The sequence below is a fragment of the Halorhabdus sp. BNX81 genome, assembly GCF_029229925.1.
In the GTDB taxonomy this organism is placed as follows: Archaea; Halobacteriota; Halobacteria; order Halobacteriales; family Haloarculaceae; genus Halorhabdus.
This window is the reverse complement of sequence record NZ_CP107254.1, coordinates 799,767-816,630: the sequence shown is the minus strand read 5'-3', so window position 1 is coordinate 816,630 and position 16,864 is coordinate 799,767. Positions and strand designations below refer to the sequence as shown.

Sequence of the window (16,864 nt, the reverse complement as noted above, 5' to 3'; positions counted from 1 at the left end):
ATTCGACCTGCGCGTGAGGGCGCACGGAAATCGTCGACGATCGACTGAGAGCGTCGGGTTCGAAACCCGAAGCACCGATCGCTCAGTCTTCGAGGACGATCTCGATCGAGACGTCGTTCGGCACCTGAATGCGCATCAGCTGTCGAAGGGCGCGCTCGTCGGCGTCGATGTCGATGAGCCGTTTGTGGACGCGCATCTCCCAGTGCTCCCACGTGGCGGTCCCCTCGCCGTCGGGGGACTTGCGCGCGGGCACTTCCAGCGTCTTCGTCGGGAGCGGCACCGGACCGGACAGCTCGACGCCGGTCTTGTTCGCGATCTCCTGGACGTCGTCGCAGATGTCGTCCAGGTCCGCGGGGCTGGTTCCGGCGAGACGGACGCGTGCCTGCTGCATTATTCGCGCTCGTCGACGCTCAGCACTTTGCCGGCCGCGATGGTCTGACCCATGTCACGGATGGCGAAGCTGCCGAGCTCCGGAATCTCGCCCGACGGTTCGATGCTGAGGGGCTTTTGCGGTCGGATGGTGACGACAGCCGCATCACCCGACTGGATGAAGTCGGGGTTCTCCTCGGCGACCTCGCCGGAGGAGGGGTCGATCTTCTGATCGATGGACTCGATCGTACAGGCGACCTGGGCGGTGTGGGCGTGGAAGACCGGGGTGTAGCCCGCGGTGATCACGCTCGGGTGCTGCATGACGACGATCTGCGCCTGGAAGGTCTCGGCGACCGACGGCGGATCGTCTGCGGGACCACAGACGTCACCACGGCGGATGTCGTCCTTGCCGACGCCGCGGACGTTGAATCCGACGTTGTCGCCGGGGCCGGCGCGGTCGACTTCCTCGTGGTGCATCTCGACGGTCTTGACCTCGCCGCCGACGTCAGACGGCTGGAACGTGACGTCGTCGCCGGGGAACATCTCGCCGGTCTCGATTCGACCGACCGGGACGGTCCCGATACCGGAGATGGTGTAAACGTCCTGAATCGGGAGTCGGAGCGGCGCGTCCGTCGGCGGCTCCGGCTCGGGCAGGTCGTTCAGCGACTCGAGGACGGTCGGCCCGTCGTACCACGGCATGTTGTCGCTGAGTTCGTTGATGTTGTCGCCCTCGAACGCCGAGGAGGGGATGAAACTCGCGTCGTCGGTGTTGAACTGGACCTGCTTGAGGAGTTCCGTGACCTCCTGGACGGTCTCCTTATAGCGGGATTCCTCGTAGTCGACGAGGTCCATCTTGTTGACGGCAACGATGAGCTCGTCGATACCCAGGGTGCGGGCCAGGAAGACGTGCTCCTGGGTCTGGGGCTGGACGCCGTCGTCGGCGGCGACCACGAGCACGGCGTTGTCGGCCTGGGACGCGCCCGTGATCATGTTCTTCACGAAGTCACGGTGGCCCGGACAGTCGACGATGGTGAAGTAGTACTCGTCGGTGTCGAACTCCTGGTGGGCGATGTCGATGGTGACACCACGCTCTCGCTCCTCGGCGAGGTTGTCCATCACATAGGCGAACTCGAAGCCGCCTTTGCCCTTCTCTTCGGCTTCCTCTCGGTGCTGCTCGATGACGTGCTCCGGAACGCTGCCGGTCTCGAACAGGAGTCGACCGACGAGAGTGGATTTCCCGTGGTCGACGTGTCCGATGATGGCGAGGTTCTGGTGCGGTTTGTCCTCACTCATTTGAATCTCACGCGCAGAGGCGCTGTATCGGAATCGTTCGGCTGTTGGTGTTAAAACCATTTCGATAGCGAGCGTAGACCATGCCGCCGCTGTCTTGCGATTTGGGAACTGCTGTCACGGATTGCGGTCGGCCTGTGTCCATCAGTTCCGGCGATAGAGGTCACCGGCGGCCGGTATGGGCCGGGCTGGCGAGAGTCAATCACGCGTGGTCCGATCAGCCGTCGATGTCCGTGACAATACAATTATACAACAGGCATACCCAAGCCTCACGCATGGGTAGCTACCATCGGGTTTTCGAAGCGCTCGCGGGCGTGTTTGCGGTCGCGACGCTGCCAGCCGGCATTGCCGCGTACATGAACACGGGGCCACAGGCGGCGTTGTGGGTGTTCGTCGTCGGCTGGCTCTTTTTGGTCCCGGTCGCTGGCGTCCTCGCCGGGAGTCTGGCCGATCCGGCGGAGGAGATCGAACGGGCACGGAAACTGCGGGACCTGGCAGTGGGGATCGACGAGAGCGAGACCACCCGTGACGGCGGGGAGACGGCGGACCCATTGGACGAACTCCGACGCCGGTACGCGAAAGGGGAGATCGACGAGCGGGAGCTTGAACGGGGACTCGAAGCGCTGCTGGAGACCGAAGACGTCCGGACGGACGACACGGATGCGATCAGAGCTGTCCTCGAAAGACGGGACAGACAGGACACACCGTCCCGAGAGACAGAAGAGAGCGAGAGTCCGGAGGCGGCCCTCGACGTCGAGTGACTCCGTCAGGCGACGGAGGAAACCGGCCACAATCAGTCCGTGGTTAGCGCTCGGGAAGCCGATTGACGTCCGCGAGGATCGCCGTCGCAGTTTCGGGACCGCCCGCACCGCGGCCGGAGAGGTTGAGCCGACCGGCGTTGTCGGTCTCCAGTTGAACGATATTGGTCGTCCCGCTGACGGCGAGTTCGCTGTGCTCGGGAACCAGTCGCGGACTCACCCGGATCTCGTCGCCGGCGACCTCGCCGATCAGCCGGATCGTCCGGCCGTCCTCGCGGGCGAGTTCGAGCGCGCTGCCCGGGATGTCCTTGATGCCCTCGACGGTCGCATCTTCGAGGGAGAACGCACGGTCGCCCTGCGCGAGGACGTTCGCGAGGATGACACACTTCAGGGCGGCGTCGGTCCCCTCGACGTCGAAAGCGGGATCGGCCTCGGCGACGCCCAGGTCCTGTGCCTCCGCGAGGACGTGCTCGTAACCCAGTCCCTCCGCGGCCATCCGCGTGAGGATGAAGTTCGCCGTGCCGTTGAACACACCCCGAACGGCGGACATCGTTCCCGGCCCGTAGTCCTCGATCGTCGAGAGTACCGGGATCGCACCTGCGACGGTGGCCTCGAAGCGGACCTCGCCCGCGCTTTCGGCTTCGAGCGCACGGACGTCGGCGTAGCGTTCGGCCATCGGCCCCTTGTTCGCGAGGACGACGTGTTTGTCCCGCTCCAAAGCAGCCTCGACGTGGCTGAATCCCGGTTCGGCGTCGCCCAGCGTCACCGGCGTCACCTCGATCAGCGCGTCGTACTCGGCAGCCAGCACGTCGTCGGGATCGCTGTCACCGAGATGTGCCATCCCCTCGGAGCGCTGGCGTTCCAGTGCTGTCGCCGTGTCGATGCCGTCAGGGTCGATCGCCGCGGCGTCGACGTTGGCCATGGCGGTGACCCGGTGCCCGTACTCGCTTGCGAGTTCGGCGACGGAGCTACCGACCGTCCCCGTCCCCATGATTGCGAGATCCATCAGGCCTCACCTCCCGGCGCGAGGGGTTCGACAACACGAAGGTCCTTCTGGTCAGCCACCGATCGGACCGCACTGAGGGTGTCCTCGACGGCCCCCTGCTCGGTCCGGAGTCGGAGGCGCGCACTCGACACCTCGTCGGCGCCCTGAGGGGCAGCCAGCGAGATATCGGTCACGGCCCCGTTCTCCGCCCGGAGTTGCGAGAGCGTATCAGAGAGATCAGTATCGACGAGATGGCCGACGAGGACCACGGTGAGTTCCTCGCTGTAGCGCTCCTTGCCGGCCTGGATCACGTTGACGCCGGCCTCCCGAAGCGCGTCGACGATCACGTCGAAGCGCTCGGGCGACGCTTCGAGATCGACCTCAACTGGGATGTGCCCGCGCGGGGTCATGTTCCCGCGTTCGTGGTAGATACTCAGCAGGTTACCGCCGTTGTCGGCGATCGGGGATAGCGCCCGGAGGAGTTCACCGGGTTCGTCGACGAGTTCGAGCCGAACTGTGTACGCCCGGACTTCGTCCTGCGGATCGCTCATCCCACGTTCACCTCGGCTATCGAAGACGCGTGTCTGGGCGCGTACATCGTATCCCATCCACAGGGAGGGAGGTATAAGAATCTGCTTGAACTGACGCCCGCCGAGAGGGCGACTCGTCCGAGCCCGTCGATGGTGACGGCCAGTCCGAACGAGCGTCCGATGGTGGGGGTATCGTCAGCCCTTAATGGATTGTGCCCCTAGACAGGCCAGATGGAGTCAGTGCGTGCCGACGCAGTCGGGACCGATCACGCCAGCGACGTTCTCGCCATCCGTGGCTGCCAACTCGACGCCGTCGATCCCGCCACGCTGCTCGCCGACGAGATCCGCAGGCGACCGTGGACGGCATGGGCTAGCCCCGACGAGACGGTCGCGGGGACGGGCAGCGCGGCGACGATCTCCGTGACGAGCGGCGACCGATTCGAAGCGGTCCGCGAGCGAGCGAGTGGACTCTTTGCGAACCAGGATGTCGCCACGAACCTGCCGCCGTTCGCCCGCCCCCGGCTGTTCGGTGGCTTCGCGTTCCACGACGTCGGGGTCGATCGCCACGCTGACGCCGACTGGACGGGGTTTCCGGACGCCTATTTCCACCTGCCGGCCGTCTCGGTCATCGAGCGCGACGGCGAAACCTGGCTGACGGCCGCCGCTGTCGGTCCGGACGCCCCGAGTACCGCCGAACAAACCCTCGAACGCTGGCAGGAACGACTCACGAACGCCCAGCCGTCGACCGAGTCGCCACCAGGCATCGCCGCCCGATCACAGATCCCCGAGCGCGACGCCTGGACCGAACAGGTCGACGCTGCCGTCGAGCGCATCGATCGGGGCGACCTGCGGAAGGTCGTCCTGGCCGGCGCTCAGACCGTTGACCTCGCAGGGTCGCTGTCAGTGCCCGCCGCCCTCGATCGGCTCAGCGAGACCTACCCTGACTGCTACCGCTTCGCGTTCGCACCCGAGCAAGCAGGCGCGGGGACTTTCTTCGGGGCGACCCCCGAGCGACTGCTCAGGCGTGACGGTCCCCGGGTGCAGACAGCGGCACTGGCGGGGTCGATCGGCCGCGGGGACACGGGGGCCGAAGACGAGTGGCTCGCCGAGGAACTCACGGACAGTCCGAAGGACAGCCACGAACACGCCCTCGTCGTCGAAGCCATCCGCGAGCAACTCGATGGCTTCGCCGAGACCGTCACGACTGGCGAACGAACCATCAGACAACTCGCCACGGTCCAGCACCTCCAGACGCCGATCGAGGCGATCCTCGATACGGAGGTACACGTCCTCTCGCTGGTCGAAGCGTTACATCCCACGCCGGCCGTCGGCGGACTGCCGCCGGACGATGCGTTGGCGGCGATTCAGGAGGCTGAAGCCTTCGATCGCGGGTGGTACGCCGCGCCGATCGGCTGGTTCGACGCGGCCGGTGATGGGGAGTTTGCCGTGGGCATTCGGTCGGCACTCACAAGAGAGCGCCGGGCCACGCTGTTTGCCGGGGCGGGGATCGTCGCCGATAGCGACCCCGACGCCGAGTGGGACGAGATTCAGCTCAAGTACCGCCCGATCCTCGACGCCTTACGATGATGGCCCCGAACCGCAACACACTGTGGGCGAACGTGCTCGTCGACGAACTCGCGGCCGCCGGGGTCGAATATGCCTGTCTCGCGCCCGGGAGCCGGTCGACGCCGTTGACGACCGCGTTCGCGGCCAGCGAGGTCGAGGTGGTCTCGTTGCTCGACGAACGCTCGGCCGCCTTCTTCGCGCTCGGTCGGGGCCGCCAGAGTGGCGAGCCGACCGCCGTCGTCACGACCTCGGGGACGGCGACGGCGAATCTCCACCCGGCCGTGATGGAAGCCGACGAGGGTCGGGTGCCGCTTGTCGTGCTCACGGCCGACCGGCCACCCGAACTTCAGGACAGCGGCGCAAACCAGACTGCCGACCAGACGAAGCTCTACGGGTCGGCCGTCAGACAGTACCGGACACTCCCCGAACCCGCACCGCGTCCGCGAGCGCTACGGTCGCTCCGCGTGACGGCGGATCGGGCTGTCGCCGACGCGATAGGGACGCCGGCGGGCCCGGTTCATCTCAATATCCCCTTCCGAAAGCCACTCGAACCGGTCCACGTCGAGGGTGACGTTCCCGACGATCTCGGCGAGCGTGCGCCCCTGGCAGTCGAGGGGCGGGACGGCCCGTTCGTCGGGATTTCCCAGGGGGCGGTGACGCTTGCCGACGAGGAACTCGACCGCGTCGCCGGAGTCATCGAGGGAGCCGACCGGGGACTGATCGTCGCTGGGCCGGCGAGCCAACCGACACCGGCCAGAGAGGCACTGGTCGGGCTCGCCCGCGCAACCGATTTCCCTGTCCTCGCCGATCCACTCTCGGGCCACCGATTCGGTCACGCCGACAGCGTGGGGATCTGTGGCGGCTACGACTCGTATCTCGACGCGAGCGAGGAGTGGGGCTGGCCGGACCCCGATGTCGTCGTTCGGTTCGGTGCCTCACCCACGTCGAAGGTCCTCAGGCACTATCTCCGGGATAGCGAGGCCCGCCAGTTCGTGGTCGACCCGGCCGGCGAATGGACCGAAGCCGAGTTCACGGCGAGCGACCTGCTCGTCGCCGATCCGACCCGGCTGGCCGACGACCTGGCCGACCGGATCGCGACCGGCGGGGACGACGCGTGGCGTGAGCGCTTCGAGCGCGCCGAGGAGACGTACTGGTCACTGCTGGATCGGACAACAACGGACGCCAACTTCGAAGGAGCGGTCCTGTCGACGGTGGCAGCGGAGATTCCTGCCGGAGCGACCTTGGTCGTCGGCAACAGCATGCCAGTCCGGGATCTCGACCGGTTCGGACAGCCACGGGCGAGATCAGTCCGCATCCTGGGGAATCGCGGCGTGAGCGGGATCGACGGCGTCACCAGCACGGCACTGGGGGCCGCAAGCGCGACCGACGGTCCCCTGGTCGGCGTCCTCGGCGATGTCTCCTTCTATCACGACATGAACGGACTACTCGCGCTGGCCCGGGCCGAGGTCGAGGCGACGATCGTCCTGCTCAACAACGACGGCGGTGGCATCTTCCACATGCTGCCGATCGAGGACTTCGACCCACCGTTCACTGACTTTTTCAAGACGCCACACGGCCTGGATTTCTCGCCCGTCGGGGAGCTCTACGATGCCGAATTCGTCCGGACTGCGTCACTCGATGGGTTCGAATCGCTCTATCGGGAATCCCTGGCCGCCCCCGGCACCCAGATCATCGAAATTACCTTCGACGCAGCGGAGAGCCACCGTGTCCGGGAGACGATCCACGAGGATGTCCGGACCGAATTGCGGTGACTGGATGGGGCACCCGTGACTCGCGGTCAGTGTCGAATGAGTCGAAATACCACGATCGAGAGGCCAAGTGGGAGCCAGGTCGCCGTCATCGCAAGGACGCCGGACAGCGAGATCATGCCGAGCGACCCGATCAGGAAGGACCCGGCTGTAACGAGACCCCAGAAGCCGAACACGAGCACGCCGATCTCGGGCAGCGAGATGAGATAGCCCACGAGCGCCAGCGTACACGCGGCGACGATGAGATTAAACACGGCTGGGAACGGTGGGTAGACGCTAAAAAGGACAAAGGGAGGGTAACAGATGAACGCCGCGAGCAGCAGGACGACCGACTGGTTCGGCGGGAACAGGCGACTCCACCGGACCGTGTTCGGATCGCCCGGCTGGGTGACCCTTCCCCCTGACCCATGTGCCCACGTCCGGTCTCTGTCGGTAGGGGTGGATGACTGACCTCGCGTCGCGTCACGTGACCCGGATCGGACCCGTGTGTTATCGCCGACGGACGTCGAACTGCCGTCGGACTGGCTGTGCGCAGACGCGGCGGAGTGCGTTTCCCCTGCCCCCTCGTCCGTGGACCCCCTTGCCGATGCAGACGCCATCCCAGTGGGATCACCGGAGACGTACGCTTCGTGGCCCAATCGGTCGTAACGGGCACGCTCGGCCTCGTCAGTCAGCACGTCCCTGGCGTCGATGACTTCCTGCACTGTGTCAGTCGCGTCGGGATCGTCCGTGACGTCGGGATGGGTCTCCTTGAGCCGCTCGCGGTAGGCAGCCTCGATATCGGCAGTTGAGGCCGATTCCTCGACGCCGAGGACATCGTAGTACGTTCGAGCCATCCGACGGGTAACCTGGTCGTGTCAACCGGCCCATACTACAAACATCCGTCGGTCGCCGGCAAGCACAAACGATCATCGTGACCGACATGAAAGATGAGGCGGATCACAATCCAACCGTCGTGACTAGCTGTCAGCCGCCGGATCGACCGCCGCCTCTGGGTCGTACTTCTCGCGGAACTCGCCGATAAGTTGGCCCATCTTGGCGTACCAGTCGTTGAGCGTCCGCTGCATCTTATCCGCGATCTGATCAGGGTCCGTCGGGTGGTAGACGTGATAGTACCCACCCTGATCGTAATTGACCTGTTCCTTCTGGATGAAGCCCGACTGGAGGAGGCGCTGGACTGCTCGATACGCGGTCGAGCGCTCCCGATCGACGGCGTCGGCGATCTCGTCGATAGTCATCGGCTCCGTCGTATCAGTCAGGGTCACAAACACCTCCTTATCGAGTTCCTTGAGCCCGTGGATGCATTCGAGCAACCCCTCACACTCCATGTCCTGCTTGAGGTACTCGTTGATCGACTCTGCCATTCGTAGCCCCGTCTAGGCGAAGCGCGTTCAAAAGTGTTGTGAGTGCTGTGCATCACTCTAACACTGCAACGGAGGCGGTTTCGGGGCCCGACCACCCGTCACATCATAGACGTAACAGATCTTTACGGGCCAATGCAGGCACGTATCTGAGGGGAAATCACCCGCTAGATGGGGAACGAGCTTCACAGCGGTATTGTATGGTCCATTCACAACACTTAAGCGTCGGTGGGGCCTATCGGCGGATGCTATGACCGGCGGAGACGATATCGAGACGATCAAACAACGCAAGAAAGAGCAACTCATGCAACAGGACGATTCAGCGCCGACGACAGCCCCGAACGAACCGATTCACGTCGACAGCATCGACGACTTCGACGAGGTCGTCGCGACCCACGACGTCGTCATGGTGGATTTCTATGCGGACTGGTGTGGACCGTGCAAGATGCTGGAGCCGATCGTCGAGGAACTCGCCGCCGAGACCGACGCGGCCGTCGCCAAAGTCGACGTCGACGCCCACCAGGAATTGGCGAGTCAGTACCAGGTCCGGGGCGTCCCGACGGTGGTCGTCTTCGCCGGCGGCGAGGTCGCCGAACAGGTCGTCGGCGTCCGCGACCAGAGTCACTACAGGAGCCTGATCGACCGACACGCAGGTGCCTGATCACCGTCGAGCAATCTTCAGTCGGCGCGGGTTCCCCCGTTGGGAGCAACAAACCTTATTTCCGTAGGTGTGTCATACACACCCATCGATGGAGGAAGCGTACGTCAGACTCGTCTGTCCCGAGTGTCGCAAAGAGTGGGAATCGACGCCGCGCGATCTTCCGGCCCCCGAGGAACTCTTCACGTGCCCCGACTGTGCGGAACAGCGCCGGCTCTCCGAGTTCATGCGAACCGACCGCGATCTCGAAACGCTGCGAGAGCTTCGCTGAGTTCCGTCCAGTGTCGGGCGGGAACAGTCCGTTCGAAAATCGGAGCTACCCGCTGGTGGCGGACCGCGCACCACAGGCCTCACACCGGAGCAAAATTGCACCCTGCTCGCGGATGAGCCGCGTGTCCGGAAGGCCACACTCCGAGCAGATGACGAACTCCTCAGTATAGGCGTCGAGCGCCGCCTGAATCCGGCGCTGCTTGAACTCGCCGGTGAGCCGGGCGCGCCCGCTTTCGTCGATGTGACCGCTGGTCCCAAGTTCGTCCTGCAGGAATTTCATCACGTGCTCGTCCTCACGGCCGAGCCGACGGGTCGTCGCCTGGAAGTTTTCGTATACCGTCATGTTCCCCTCCTGGCGAACGTCCGGATCGGGCACGTCGAACCGGTCGGCCCCCGACTCGATGTCCGGCGTGTCCTCGATCGCCCGATCGAGCATGTCATCGTAGTCCATATCCCTACGTCGTCTACGATCGAATAAAAATCTTTCAAACCGGTGCGAAACGCTCCCCAGCACGGGGCGTGCCGTGTCAGCCGACGACTGACCGCCCCACTGGACCGCTGCCGAATTATAATGATAATTGATACGTCTCGAATCGCCGATCGGGGTGCAGTCGTCTCCACAGATCCATCGAAAACAACCGTTAGGAACGCCCTCGCTACCAGAGAAGTGTGGTAACAGTACTCAGGATACTACTATAACCCTCCAGTCGTTACGATTGAGTGACCATGAAAAAGCAGGAGCTCATCCATCTCCATGGGCTGCTTGCGCAGGTACGCGATCACTACGAACAAACACTCGACACGAAAGTCGACCACCAGCGATACACGGAACTCGGCGTGAAGCCGACGTCGATCCACAAGTCCAAGACGGACCACAAGGCGGCCGTGTTCGCTCTCGCCGAGGGCATCACCGGAGAAATGGAGTCCACGACGGACACCGAGCGCGTCTCCGCGACTGCTGACTGACTCTGCTGGGAAGCGCCCCGACAGTTTTCGGCGTCTCACGTTCGCCAGCGACTGCGTTGCTGATCGTGAATCGTGTCGCCATCCGCAAAATCGAGTCGTCGTGTGACTGTCGAGGAAGCTGCGTCGGAGTCAGCTGTACCGATCGGGTTATTCGTCGATCAGTTCCTCGAATTCCGGGAGGACGTCATCGTCCCGGTCGTCCTCAGCCACGGGATCGGTATCAGTGTCCCCAGCAGTCTCCGAGACGACCGTCGACGCTTCCTCGACTGGTTCGCTCTCGTCAGAACCGTCCTCGTCAGTGTCGTCCGCTTCGTCTTCGATCGCCTCGATCTCGACGATCTCCAGCGGGATGTTTTCGAGGCGCTGGCCGATCTCCTTGCGAGCGATACGGGCGGCGTGTTCGTCACGCTCGACGTTGAACACCGTCATCTCGAGTTCGAGGGCGACGAGGCTCTCGTCGGCGGCGATGAAGGCGGGGTCGAGTTCCTCGCCACAGTGGGGACAGTGTCGCCCGCTCATGTTTATCTCGACGTAGTTGAGGTCGGGATTGAGCATCTCCCCCGTCTTCGAGATGGCGATACGCACGGCCTCGTCTGCGGTTTCGACGTCGTATACGGGCACAGCCGCTTCGACGACAACTCGACAGTTCATGTGAACAACTTTGCACGCCTCTGATAAGAAGGTTAGGCCGGTCGAACGCGAAACGGACAAAGGTGACTCGCCCGGAGCGGTGGTATGAACCGCGGGACGCTGTCGCTTTCGTCGGTCGCGTTCGATCTCCAGTCGACAGTGGAGAGCGGCCAGAGCTTTCGCTGGACGCGTTTGGACGGCCAGATGTACGAAACCAGCAATGCGTACGGTGGGGACGCGTGGTACGCGACAGTCATCGACAATGACGGGGGCTTGAGCGAAGGGGACCACGACATCGTTCGCGTCCGGCAAGTCGACGATCGGCTGGAGTGGGAAGCGAGTTTCGAGGCGGAAGCAACGCTCCGACGACGCCTCCGACTGGACGACGACCTCGCGGAGATCAGGGACGCAACACCTGCGGACCCACTGCTCGACGCCGCCTTCGACCGCTACTGGGGGCTGCGGCTTGTCCGCGATCCTCCCTTCGCGACGCTGATCGCGTTCATCTGCTCGGCCCAGATGCGGATCGGCCGGATTCACGAGATGCAGCGCGCGCTGGAGGAACGCTTCGGCGAGTCGATCACCTTCGACGGGGAGGAGTACCATGCCTTTCCGACGCCCGGACGACTCGCCGAGGCGACGGAAGGGGACCTCCGGGACCTCGGCCTGGGCTATCGCGCTCCGTACGTTCAGCGGACGGCCGAAATGGTTGCCGAGGGGACGGCCCACCCCCAGGAGGCGACGGACCTGGCATACGAAGACGCCCGGGAGTATCTCACCCAGTTCGTCGGCGTCGGCGAGAAGGTGGCCGATTGCGTGCTGTTGTTCTCGCTGGGATTCGTCGAGGCGGTCCCGCTTGACACCTGGATCCGGTCGACGATCGAGGAGTATTACCCTGAATGTGACCGGGGCTCCTACGCCGAGACCTCCCGGGCGATTCGGGAGCGCTTCGGCGGGCAGTACGCCGGCTACGCCCAGACGTACGTCTTTCATCATCTCCGTAACGGCGGCGGGTCGACTGAGTGAGGACGACAGACGACACCCGGGAGTGGCATTTTTGCCTCGGCGTCCGAACTGCAGCACATGAGTGATCAAGTTCGCGCACACGTCCACGTCTCCGGCAACGTACAGGGCGTTTTCTTCCGGGCGACGACCCGCGACACAGCCGAGAAGCACGGCGTCGATGGCTGGGTGAAGAACCTGTCCGACGGCCGCGTCGAGGCAGTCTTCGAGGGGGACGAGGAGGGGGTCGACGCGATGGTCGAGTTCTGTCACGAGGGCAGTCCGGCGGCCCGGGTGGACGAAGTCGAGGTGACGTCCGAGGAACCCCAGGGGCTGGACGGCTTCGAGATCAGGCGGTGACCGTCGAATGGCGGCCCGGCGACCGATCAAATCTCGGCGATCGAATCGTACTCCTCCCAGCACGCACAGTCGAGGTCGTCCATGGAGGTGACCTCGTCCGGCAGATCCGAGACAGGCATCCAGCCGCTCTCTTGCTTCTCGCAGTCGTCGTCGTGGATGGAGAAGTCGTCATCTGACATCAGCGGCATGCACGGCATAGTTGCTCATCGACGCCGAAAAGCACCCGGATCCACCTTCAATCGCTGATAATGCTGAACTGTTAACCGCCGAGCGTTCGAACCCCCGGCCATGACCTTCGGGAGCGAACTCACCGGCCGGGAGATCGCCATCGTCGACGCAAATGCCGCCGCGCTGGGTGTAACCCGGAAACAACTCATGGAATCGGCCGGCAACGCCGCCGCTGGAGTGATCCGCGATGTCGCCGACGCCGACGATCGGATCGAGATCGTGGCCGGCCGTGGCAACAACGGCGGGGACGCGCTCGTCGCGGCACGGTTCCTCGGCGCGTACGACTGTCGCGTCACACTCCTGGGCGATCCCGACGACATCGGGACCGACATTGCCCGCGAGAACTGGAACGCTCTCGAGCGCTCGACCGTGGAAACCCGGACGATCAGCGACTCGACGGCGTTCGATCTCTCGGACCCGGACGTGATCGTCGACGCGATGCTTGGAACGGGGATCTCGGGTGCGCTCCGGGAGCCAGTGGCCACTGCCGCCGACGCGATCAACGCCGCCGACGCGACGGTCGTCAGTCTCGACGTCCCCTCGGGACTCGACGCGAGCGAGGGGACGCTCGCCGAGGGTGCCGTCCGACCGGACCGCATTGTCACCTTCCACAAGTCCAAGCCGGGACTTGCCGATCTCGACGCGCCACTCGAGGTGGCCGACATCGGCGTCCCGCCCGGCGCGGAGTTCTTCGTCGAGCAGGGCGATCTCCTTCGACTCTCCCGGCCGGCCGACAGCCACAAGGGCGACTTCGGCGAGGTGCTGGTGATCGGTGGCGGACCCTACACCGGCGCGCCGGCACTCGCGGCCCAGTCGGCACTTCGATCGGGCGCGGACCTCGTCCGGGTCGCCGTCCCGGCCGCCATCGCCGACGAAGTGCAGGGCTACAGCGAGGACCTGATCGTCCGGCCCTTCGACGGCACCCAACTCACTGAACCCGCCGTCGACCCGCTACTCGAGCTGGCGAGCGAGCACGACAGCGTGGTCCTCGGTCCCGGACTGGGTGCCGGCGAGGCGACGCTTTCGGCCGTCGAGGCGTTCCTCGCGGACTTTGAAGGAACCGCAGTCGTCGACGCCGACGCCCTTCGGGTCGTGCCGGACGTTGAGACCGAGGCGACCCTGATCTGTACGCCCCACCGGGGCGAGTTCGAGCGCATGGGCGGCCACGACGCGGCCGACTGGGAGACGCGGGCCGAGAACGTGGCGGAGTTGGCAGCCGAGATCGGGGCGACGCTGCTCGTGAAGGGACCGGCGGATATCATCTCGGACGGCAAATCGACGCGAGTCAGTCGGACCGGCAACCCCGGCATGACCGTTGGCGGGACCGGCGACGTGCTCGCGGGCGTCACGGGTGCGCTCGCGGCGACGCTCGATCCGCATCCGGCGGCGTCACTCGGCGCGTACGTCACCGGCCGGGCAGGCGATCTGGTCGTCGAGGAGTGGGGATACGGGCTCGTCGCGACGGACTTGCTCGAACGCGTCCCGACGGCGATGTGGGGTGACCGCGCGGAATGAACTCGAAAATCACCCGCACGAACCCGCTATTCGAGCCTTGCTCGGGTAACAGTCTGTCGCTACTGGTCGGGATCAAGGGCTAAATCCCCAAGAATCAGCAGCCCTACATAAGTATCAGCCGTCATATATTCGCGTGCTCACTCCCGTAGATCCCCTCGGCAACGAGCAGTCCAACCAGCGCGAAGATGATGATCGCATAGGACCCGGCGGCGAACAGGGCGTCAGGAATCGTCGCATACTCGCCCGTTCGAAAGAGGATGACTTTTCTGACCATCGCGATGACGCCAGTGTAAATAACGAGCTGGACGATGCGCCGGATGTCGTTCTCTTCGACGTACGCGAGCACTGTCTGGTATACCTCAACGATGATCAACAGGAGGAGTCCCGTATCGATGAAACCGATGACGACGAGTGGATCGGTAATGCTTCCCGAGGCGACAGCCCCGAAGATCTGGAGTGTGAGATCAGCGACCCCGATCGCAAAGAGGACAGCAAAAACGGTTGCGGCGGCGAGTTCGATCCCATGAACAAACCGACCCATCGCGTGGGTATACCGGTCTGCCAGCGGCTTCGAGCGTTCGCCGCCGTCTGAAGATTGCTGTTTGGCGGATGACGCGGTATCACCGCTCATCGGTGGAAGACGGCGTTTTCCCGCTGGGTAGCTGGCGATACATACAGCAGTTGTACGTACGCCGGACGGTTATACCATCGACCAAAGACAGTGGGGAGGTGGGACCAAATTGCGCCCCGAGCGGATCGACGGCCGGTACACTCACATCCAGTGGTTCCGATATCCTGAACATGCCGACGATCAGCGACACCTACCTCGAGAACCGCTGGCGCGTCCAGCCCAACCACGCAAACAATTACGGGACAGTCCACGGCGGCAACGTGATGAAGTGGATGGACGAACTCGGCGCGATGTCGGCGATGCGCGCCGCGAACGAGCCCTGCGTCACGGCCTCGATCGATCAGATGAGCTTCCACCGGCCGATCCCGACCGGCGAGACCGTGATCATCGAATCCTACGCCTACGAGACGGGTCGAACCAGCGTCAAAGTCGCGCTCGACGCCGCCCGCGAGAACCCCCGGACGGGTGAGCGTGAGCCGACGACGAACTCCCGGTTCGTCTTCGTCGCCATCGACGAGGACGGGGCCCCCGTGTCGGTTCCCGATCTGACGGTCGACAGCGACCGCTGCCGGCGACTCCGCGAGCGTGCGCTCGAACGCGAGCGCGATGACAGCTGAGCGGAAAACCAAACTCAGGACGCCGACTCCGCGGGGACGAGATCGCTCGCCTTCGCCCGTGACTGTTCGACGACAGCGGGCCGACCCTCGAACTCGACGACGACTTCCTCGCCGTAGTCGACATCCTCGACGTGGGCGTGGTCGTGGATCCAGGAGACGACGCTCATCGCGTCGTCAGTCATCGGGAGGACGAGGCGCTCGCGTTCGAGGGCCGGCAATGATTCGTCGATCCGCTCGCGGAGCGCGTCGACGTTCTCCCCGGTCCTGGCACTGACGGCGACGGGATTCGGCGCGAGCGCCGAGAGGGCCTCGCGCTTGCGGTCGAGTTCCGCCGCCTCGACGGTGTCGATCTTGTTGAGGACGGTCAGGATCGGGGCCTCGTTGCGCTCGTAGAGCGTGTCGTGGGCGGTGACCAGTTTCTCGCGGATCGACTCGACGGACTCGCCCACGTCGACCACCAGCAGCACGAGGTCGGCCTGATAGACCGAACCCAGCGTGGACTTGAAGGACTCAACCAGCCAGTGTGGGAGGTCGGAGATGAACCCGACCGTGTCGGTCACGAGCACGTCCCGGCGATCGAAGTCGGCCCGGCGGGTCGTGGTCCCCAGCGTCGTGAACAGCCGATCCTCTGACGCGGCCGTTTCGTCGAGGTCAGGATGGACGCCCTCGTTCTCGTCGACGTCCAGATCTTCCGCCAGCCGGCGGAGCAGCGTCGACTTGCCCGCGTTGGTGTAGCCCGCAAGCGCCACGAGATCGAAGCCCGACTCCCGGCGCTGTTCGCGACGGTGTTCGTCGGTCCGCTCGATCTTCTCGAGTTCGTCGCGGATCCGGGAGATCCGGTTTTTGATGTCCTGCTCGCGGCTCTCGTCGTACTCCCCCAGCCCCATGAACCCCGGATGCTCCTCGCGCCGGGCGAGGCTGGCCTTGGCCTCCGCCCGCGGGAGTTCGTACCGGAGTTCCGCGAGTTCGACCTGCAACTGGGCCTTCCGGGTCTGGGCGCGCTGGCCGAAGATTTCGAGGATCAGCCGAAACCGATCCAGGAGTTGGACGCCCTCGGGGAACTCGGTGCCGAGGTTGTACGTCTGGTAGGGCCCGAGCTGGTTGTCGAAGATGACGACTGTTGCGTCGCGAGCGCGAAGCTCTTCGGCGATCTCGGCGGCCTTGCCCTCCCCCACGTGGTAGGCGGGGTCCTCGGTCCGGGTCTGGGTGAGCGTGGCCAGGACATCGTAGCCCGCGGCGTCGGCGAGTCGCTTGATTTCGGTCGTGTCGGCGGACCCCTCGTCGACCCGCTTGACGACGAGCGCCCCGTCGGTAGGTCGGTCTGTTCCGGTCACTCACTCCGTGCTACGGCCTACCGAT

Annotated in this window: 21 protein-coding genes; 10 read left to right on the top strand and 11 right to left on the bottom strand. The window is 64.7% G+C overall.

Features of this window, described 5'->3' with window-relative positions:
* Window positions 1-82: 82 nt before the first annotated feature.
* Window positions 83-394: a 30S ribosomal protein S10 gene (rpsJ, locus tag HBNXHr_RS03990; RefSeq protein WP_198408540.1), complete on the bottom strand. Its 312-nt coding sequence runs from the start codon at window positions 392-394 to the stop codon at window positions 83-85.
* The gene (tuf, locus tag HBNXHr_RS03985; protein WP_275739691.1) at window positions 391-1,662 is read right to left on the bottom strand and encodes a translation elongation factor EF-1 subunit alpha; all 1,272 of its coding nucleotides are present in this window, start codon (window positions 1,660-1,662) and stop codon (window positions 391-393) included. Before tuf ends, rpsJ begins: the two co-directional genes overlap by 4 nt.
* A 272-nt stretch (window positions 1,663-1,934) precedes the next feature.
* Here tuf and HBNXHr_RS03980 point away from each other — a divergent pair, with 272 nt between their 5' ends.
* Window positions 1,935-2,420 (top strand): SHOCT domain-containing protein, encoded by a 486-nt coding sequence (locus HBNXHr_RS03980; protein WP_275883262.1) that lies wholly within the window; start codon window positions 1,935-1,937, stop codon window positions 2,418-2,420.
* A 43-nt stretch (window positions 2,421-2,463) separates the two neighbouring features.
* On the opposite strand, the gene HBNXHr_RS03975 is transcribed toward HBNXHr_RS03980, so the two are convergent.
* Together HBNXHr_RS03975 and HBNXHr_RS03970 are read right to left on the bottom strand one after the other, a co-directional pair.
* Window positions 2,464-3,423 carry a homoserine dehydrogenase gene (locus tag HBNXHr_RS03975; RefSeq protein ID WP_275883261.1) on the bottom strand — a complete coding sequence of 320 codons (960 nt, stop codon included), beginning with the start codon at window positions 3,421-3,423 and terminating at the stop codon, window positions 2,464-2,466.
* Window positions 3,423-3,953: an amino acid-binding protein gene (locus HBNXHr_RS03970; protein ID WP_275739686.1), complete on the bottom strand. Its 531-nt coding sequence runs from the start codon at window positions 3,951-3,953 to the stop codon at window positions 3,423-3,425. The genes HBNXHr_RS03975 and HBNXHr_RS03970 overlap by 1 nt, the downstream gene beginning before the upstream one ends.
* 210 nt (window positions 3,954-4,163) lie before the next feature.
* Here HBNXHr_RS03970 and HBNXHr_RS03965 point away from each other — a divergent pair, with 210 nt between their 5' ends.
* Together HBNXHr_RS03965 and menD are read left to right on the top strand one after the other, a co-directional pair.
* A complete protein-coding gene (locus HBNXHr_RS03965; RefSeq protein ID WP_275883260.1) occupies window positions 4,164-5,519 on the top strand; it encodes an isochorismate synthase in 1,356 nt (451 codons plus the stop codon).
* Complete coding sequence (gene menD / locus HBNXHr_RS03960) at window positions 5,516-7,270, top strand: 2-succinyl-5-enolpyruvyl-6-hydroxy-3-cyclohexene-1-carboxylic-acid synthase (RefSeq protein WP_275883259.1); 1,755 nt, start codon at window positions 5,516-5,518, stop codon at window positions 7,268-7,270. The genes HBNXHr_RS03965 and menD overlap by 4 nt, the downstream gene beginning before the upstream one ends.
* Window positions 7,271-7,296: 26 nt before the next feature.
* On the opposite strand, the gene HBNXHr_RS03955 is transcribed toward menD, so the two are convergent.
* Both HBNXHr_RS03955 and HBNXHr_RS03950 read right to left on the bottom strand, forming a co-directional pair.
* On the bottom strand, window positions 7,297-8,103 hold the full coding sequence (locus HBNXHr_RS03955) for a DnaJ domain-containing protein (protein WP_275883258.1): 807 nt from the start codon (window positions 8,101-8,103) through the stop codon (window positions 7,297-7,299).
* 123 nt (window positions 8,104-8,226) lie between these two features.
* Window positions 8,227-8,631 (bottom strand): helix-turn-helix domain-containing protein, encoded by a 405-nt coding sequence (locus HBNXHr_RS03950; protein ID WP_275739679.1) that lies wholly within the window; start codon window positions 8,629-8,631, stop codon window positions 8,227-8,229.
* 247 nt (window positions 8,632-8,878) lie between these two features.
* Between HBNXHr_RS03950 and trxA the strand changes: the two genes are divergently transcribed.
* Together trxA and HBNXHr_RS03940 are read left to right on the top strand one after the other, a co-directional pair.
* Window positions 8,879-9,289 carry a thioredoxin gene (gene trxA / locus HBNXHr_RS03945; RefSeq protein ID WP_275739676.1) on the top strand — a complete coding sequence of 137 codons (411 nt, stop codon included), beginning with the start codon at window positions 8,879-8,881 and terminating at the stop codon, window positions 9,287-9,289.
* Between the two features lie 88 nt (window positions 9,290-9,377).
* Window positions 9,378-9,557 (top strand): hypothetical protein, encoded by a 180-nt coding sequence (locus HBNXHr_RS03940; protein ID WP_275739674.1) that lies wholly within the window; start codon window positions 9,378-9,380, stop codon window positions 9,555-9,557.
* Window positions 9,558-9,602: 45 nt separating this feature from the next.
* Here the strand turns inward: HBNXHr_RS03940 and HBNXHr_RS03935 are convergent, their stop codons facing one another.
* Window positions 9,603-10,007, bottom strand: coding sequence for a translation initiation factor IF-2 subunit beta (locus tag HBNXHr_RS03935; protein ID WP_275739672.1), 405 nt, complete (start codon window positions 10,005-10,007; stop codon window positions 9,603-9,605).
* A 275-nt stretch (window positions 10,008-10,282) separates the two neighbouring features.
* Between HBNXHr_RS03935 and HBNXHr_RS03930 the strand changes: the two genes are divergently transcribed.
* On the top strand, window positions 10,283-10,522 hold the full coding sequence (locus HBNXHr_RS03930) for a UPF0058 family protein (protein ID WP_275739670.1): 240 nt from the start codon (window positions 10,283-10,285) through the stop codon (window positions 10,520-10,522).
* Between the two features lie 147 nt (window positions 10,523-10,669).
* Here the strand turns inward: HBNXHr_RS03930 and HBNXHr_RS03925 are convergent, their stop codons facing one another.
* Window positions 10,670-11,173 (bottom strand): DUF555 domain-containing protein, encoded by a 504-nt coding sequence (locus HBNXHr_RS03925; RefSeq protein ID WP_275883257.1) that lies wholly within the window; start codon window positions 11,171-11,173, stop codon window positions 10,670-10,672.
* Window positions 11,174-11,257: 84 nt separating this feature from the next.
* Here HBNXHr_RS03925 and HBNXHr_RS03920 point away from each other — a divergent pair, with 84 nt between their 5' ends.
* Window positions 11,258-12,178 (top strand): DNA glycosylase, encoded by a 921-nt coding sequence (locus HBNXHr_RS03920; protein ID WP_275883256.1) that lies wholly within the window; start codon window positions 11,258-11,260, stop codon window positions 12,176-12,178.
* A 57-nt stretch (window positions 12,179-12,235) separates the two neighbouring features.
* Window positions 12,236-12,514 carry an acylphosphatase gene (locus HBNXHr_RS03915; protein WP_275883255.1) on the top strand — a complete coding sequence of 93 codons (279 nt, stop codon included), beginning with the start codon at window positions 12,236-12,238 and terminating at the stop codon, window positions 12,512-12,514.
* Window positions 12,515-12,540: 26 nt separating this feature from the next.
* Here the strand turns inward: HBNXHr_RS03915 and HBNXHr_RS03910 are convergent, their stop codons facing one another.
* Window positions 12,541-12,693: a hypothetical protein gene (locus HBNXHr_RS03910; RefSeq protein ID WP_020936015.1), complete on the bottom strand. Its 153-nt coding sequence runs from the start codon at window positions 12,691-12,693 to the stop codon at window positions 12,541-12,543.
* 109 nt (window positions 12,694-12,802) lie between these two features.
* Between HBNXHr_RS03910 and HBNXHr_RS03905 the strand changes: the two genes are divergently transcribed.
* Entirely contained in the window at window positions 12,803-14,257 is a 1,455-nt protein-coding gene (locus HBNXHr_RS03905; RefSeq protein ID WP_275883254.1) for an NAD(P)H-hydrate dehydratase, read from the top strand.
* Between the two features lie 121 nt (window positions 14,258-14,378).
* Here the strand turns inward: HBNXHr_RS03905 and HBNXHr_RS03900 are convergent, their stop codons facing one another.
* Window positions 14,379-14,888: a phosphate-starvation-inducible PsiE family protein gene (locus HBNXHr_RS03900; RefSeq protein WP_275883253.1), complete on the bottom strand. Its 510-nt coding sequence runs from the start codon at window positions 14,886-14,888 to the stop codon at window positions 14,379-14,381.
* Window positions 14,889-15,058: 170 nt separating this feature from the next.
* On the opposite strand from HBNXHr_RS03900, the gene HBNXHr_RS03895 reads away from it, so the two are divergent.
* Window positions 15,059-15,505 carry an acyl-CoA thioesterase gene (locus HBNXHr_RS03895; protein ID WP_275883252.1) on the top strand — a complete coding sequence of 149 codons (447 nt, stop codon included), beginning with the start codon at window positions 15,059-15,061 and terminating at the stop codon, window positions 15,503-15,505.
* A 14-nt stretch (window positions 15,506-15,519) separates the two neighbouring features.
* Here the strand turns inward: HBNXHr_RS03895 and hflX are convergent, their stop codons facing one another.
* Entirely contained in the window at window positions 15,520-16,839 is a 1,320-nt protein-coding gene (hflX, locus tag HBNXHr_RS03890; protein WP_275883251.1) for a GTPase HflX, read from the bottom strand.
* Between the last annotated feature and the right edge of the window lie 25 nt (window positions 16,840-16,864).

Coding starts and splice junctions, on each gene's coding strand:
- tuf (WP_275739691.1), bottom strand. CDS start 1,662: ATGAGTGAGGACAAACCGCACCAGAACCTCGCCATCATCGGACACGTC.
- HBNXHr_RS03980 (WP_275883262.1), top strand. CDS start 1,935: ATGGGTAGCTACCATCGGGTTTTCGAAGCGCTCGCGGGCGTGTTTGCG.
- HBNXHr_RS03975 (WP_275883261.1), bottom strand. CDS start 3,423: ATGGATCTCGCAATCATGGGGACGGGGACGGTCGGTAGCTCCGTCGCC.
- HBNXHr_RS03970 (WP_275739686.1), bottom strand. CDS start 3,953: ATGAGCGATCCGCAGGACGAAGTCCGGGCGTACACAGTTCGGCTCGAA.
- HBNXHr_RS03965 (WP_275883260.1), top strand. CDS start 4,164: ATGGAGTCAGTGCGTGCCGACGCAGTCGGGACCGATCACGCCAGCGAC.
- menD (WP_275883259.1), top strand. CDS start 5,516: ATGATGGCCCCGAACCGCAACACACTGTGGGCGAACGTGCTCGTCGAC.
- HBNXHr_RS03955 (WP_275883258.1), bottom strand. CDS start 8,103: ATGGCTCGAACGTACTACGATGTCCTCGGCGTCGAGGAATCGGCCTCA.
- HBNXHr_RS03950 (WP_275739679.1), bottom strand. CDS start 8,631: ATGGCAGAGTCGATCAACGAGTACCTCAAGCAGGACATGGAGTGTGAG.
- trxA (WP_275739676.1), top strand. CDS start 8,879: ATGACCGGCGGAGACGATATCGAGACGATCAAACAACGCAAGAAAGAG.
- HBNXHr_RS03940 (WP_275739674.1), top strand. CDS start 9,378: ATGGAGGAAGCGTACGTCAGACTCGTCTGTCCCGAGTGTCGCAAAGAG.
- HBNXHr_RS03935 (WP_275739672.1), bottom strand. CDS start 10,007: ATGGACTACGATGACATGCTCGATCGGGCGATCGAGGACACGCCGGAC.
- HBNXHr_RS03930 (WP_275739670.1), top strand. CDS start 10,283: ATGAAAAAGCAGGAGCTCATCCATCTCCATGGGCTGCTTGCGCAGGTA.
- HBNXHr_RS03925 (WP_275883257.1), bottom strand. CDS start 11,173: ATGAACTGTCGAGTTGTCGTCGAAGCGGCTGTGCCCGTATACGACGTC.
- HBNXHr_RS03920 (WP_275883256.1), top strand. CDS start 11,258: ATGAACCGCGGGACGCTGTCGCTTTCGTCGGTCGCGTTCGATCTCCAG.
- HBNXHr_RS03915 (WP_275883255.1), top strand. CDS start 12,236: ATGAGTGATCAAGTTCGCGCACACGTCCACGTCTCCGGCAACGTACAG.
- HBNXHr_RS03910 (WP_020936015.1), bottom strand. CDS start 12,693: ATGTCAGATGACGACTTCTCCATCCACGACGACGACTGCGAGAAGCAA.
- HBNXHr_RS03905 (WP_275883254.1), top strand. CDS start 12,803: ATGACCTTCGGGAGCGAACTCACCGGCCGGGAGATCGCCATCGTCGAC.
- HBNXHr_RS03900 (WP_275883253.1), bottom strand. CDS start 14,888: ATGAGCGGTGATACCGCGTCATCCGCCAAACAGCAATCTTCAGACGGC.
- HBNXHr_RS03895 (WP_275883252.1), top strand. CDS start 15,059: ATGCCGACGATCAGCGACACCTACCTCGAGAACCGCTGGCGCGTCCAG.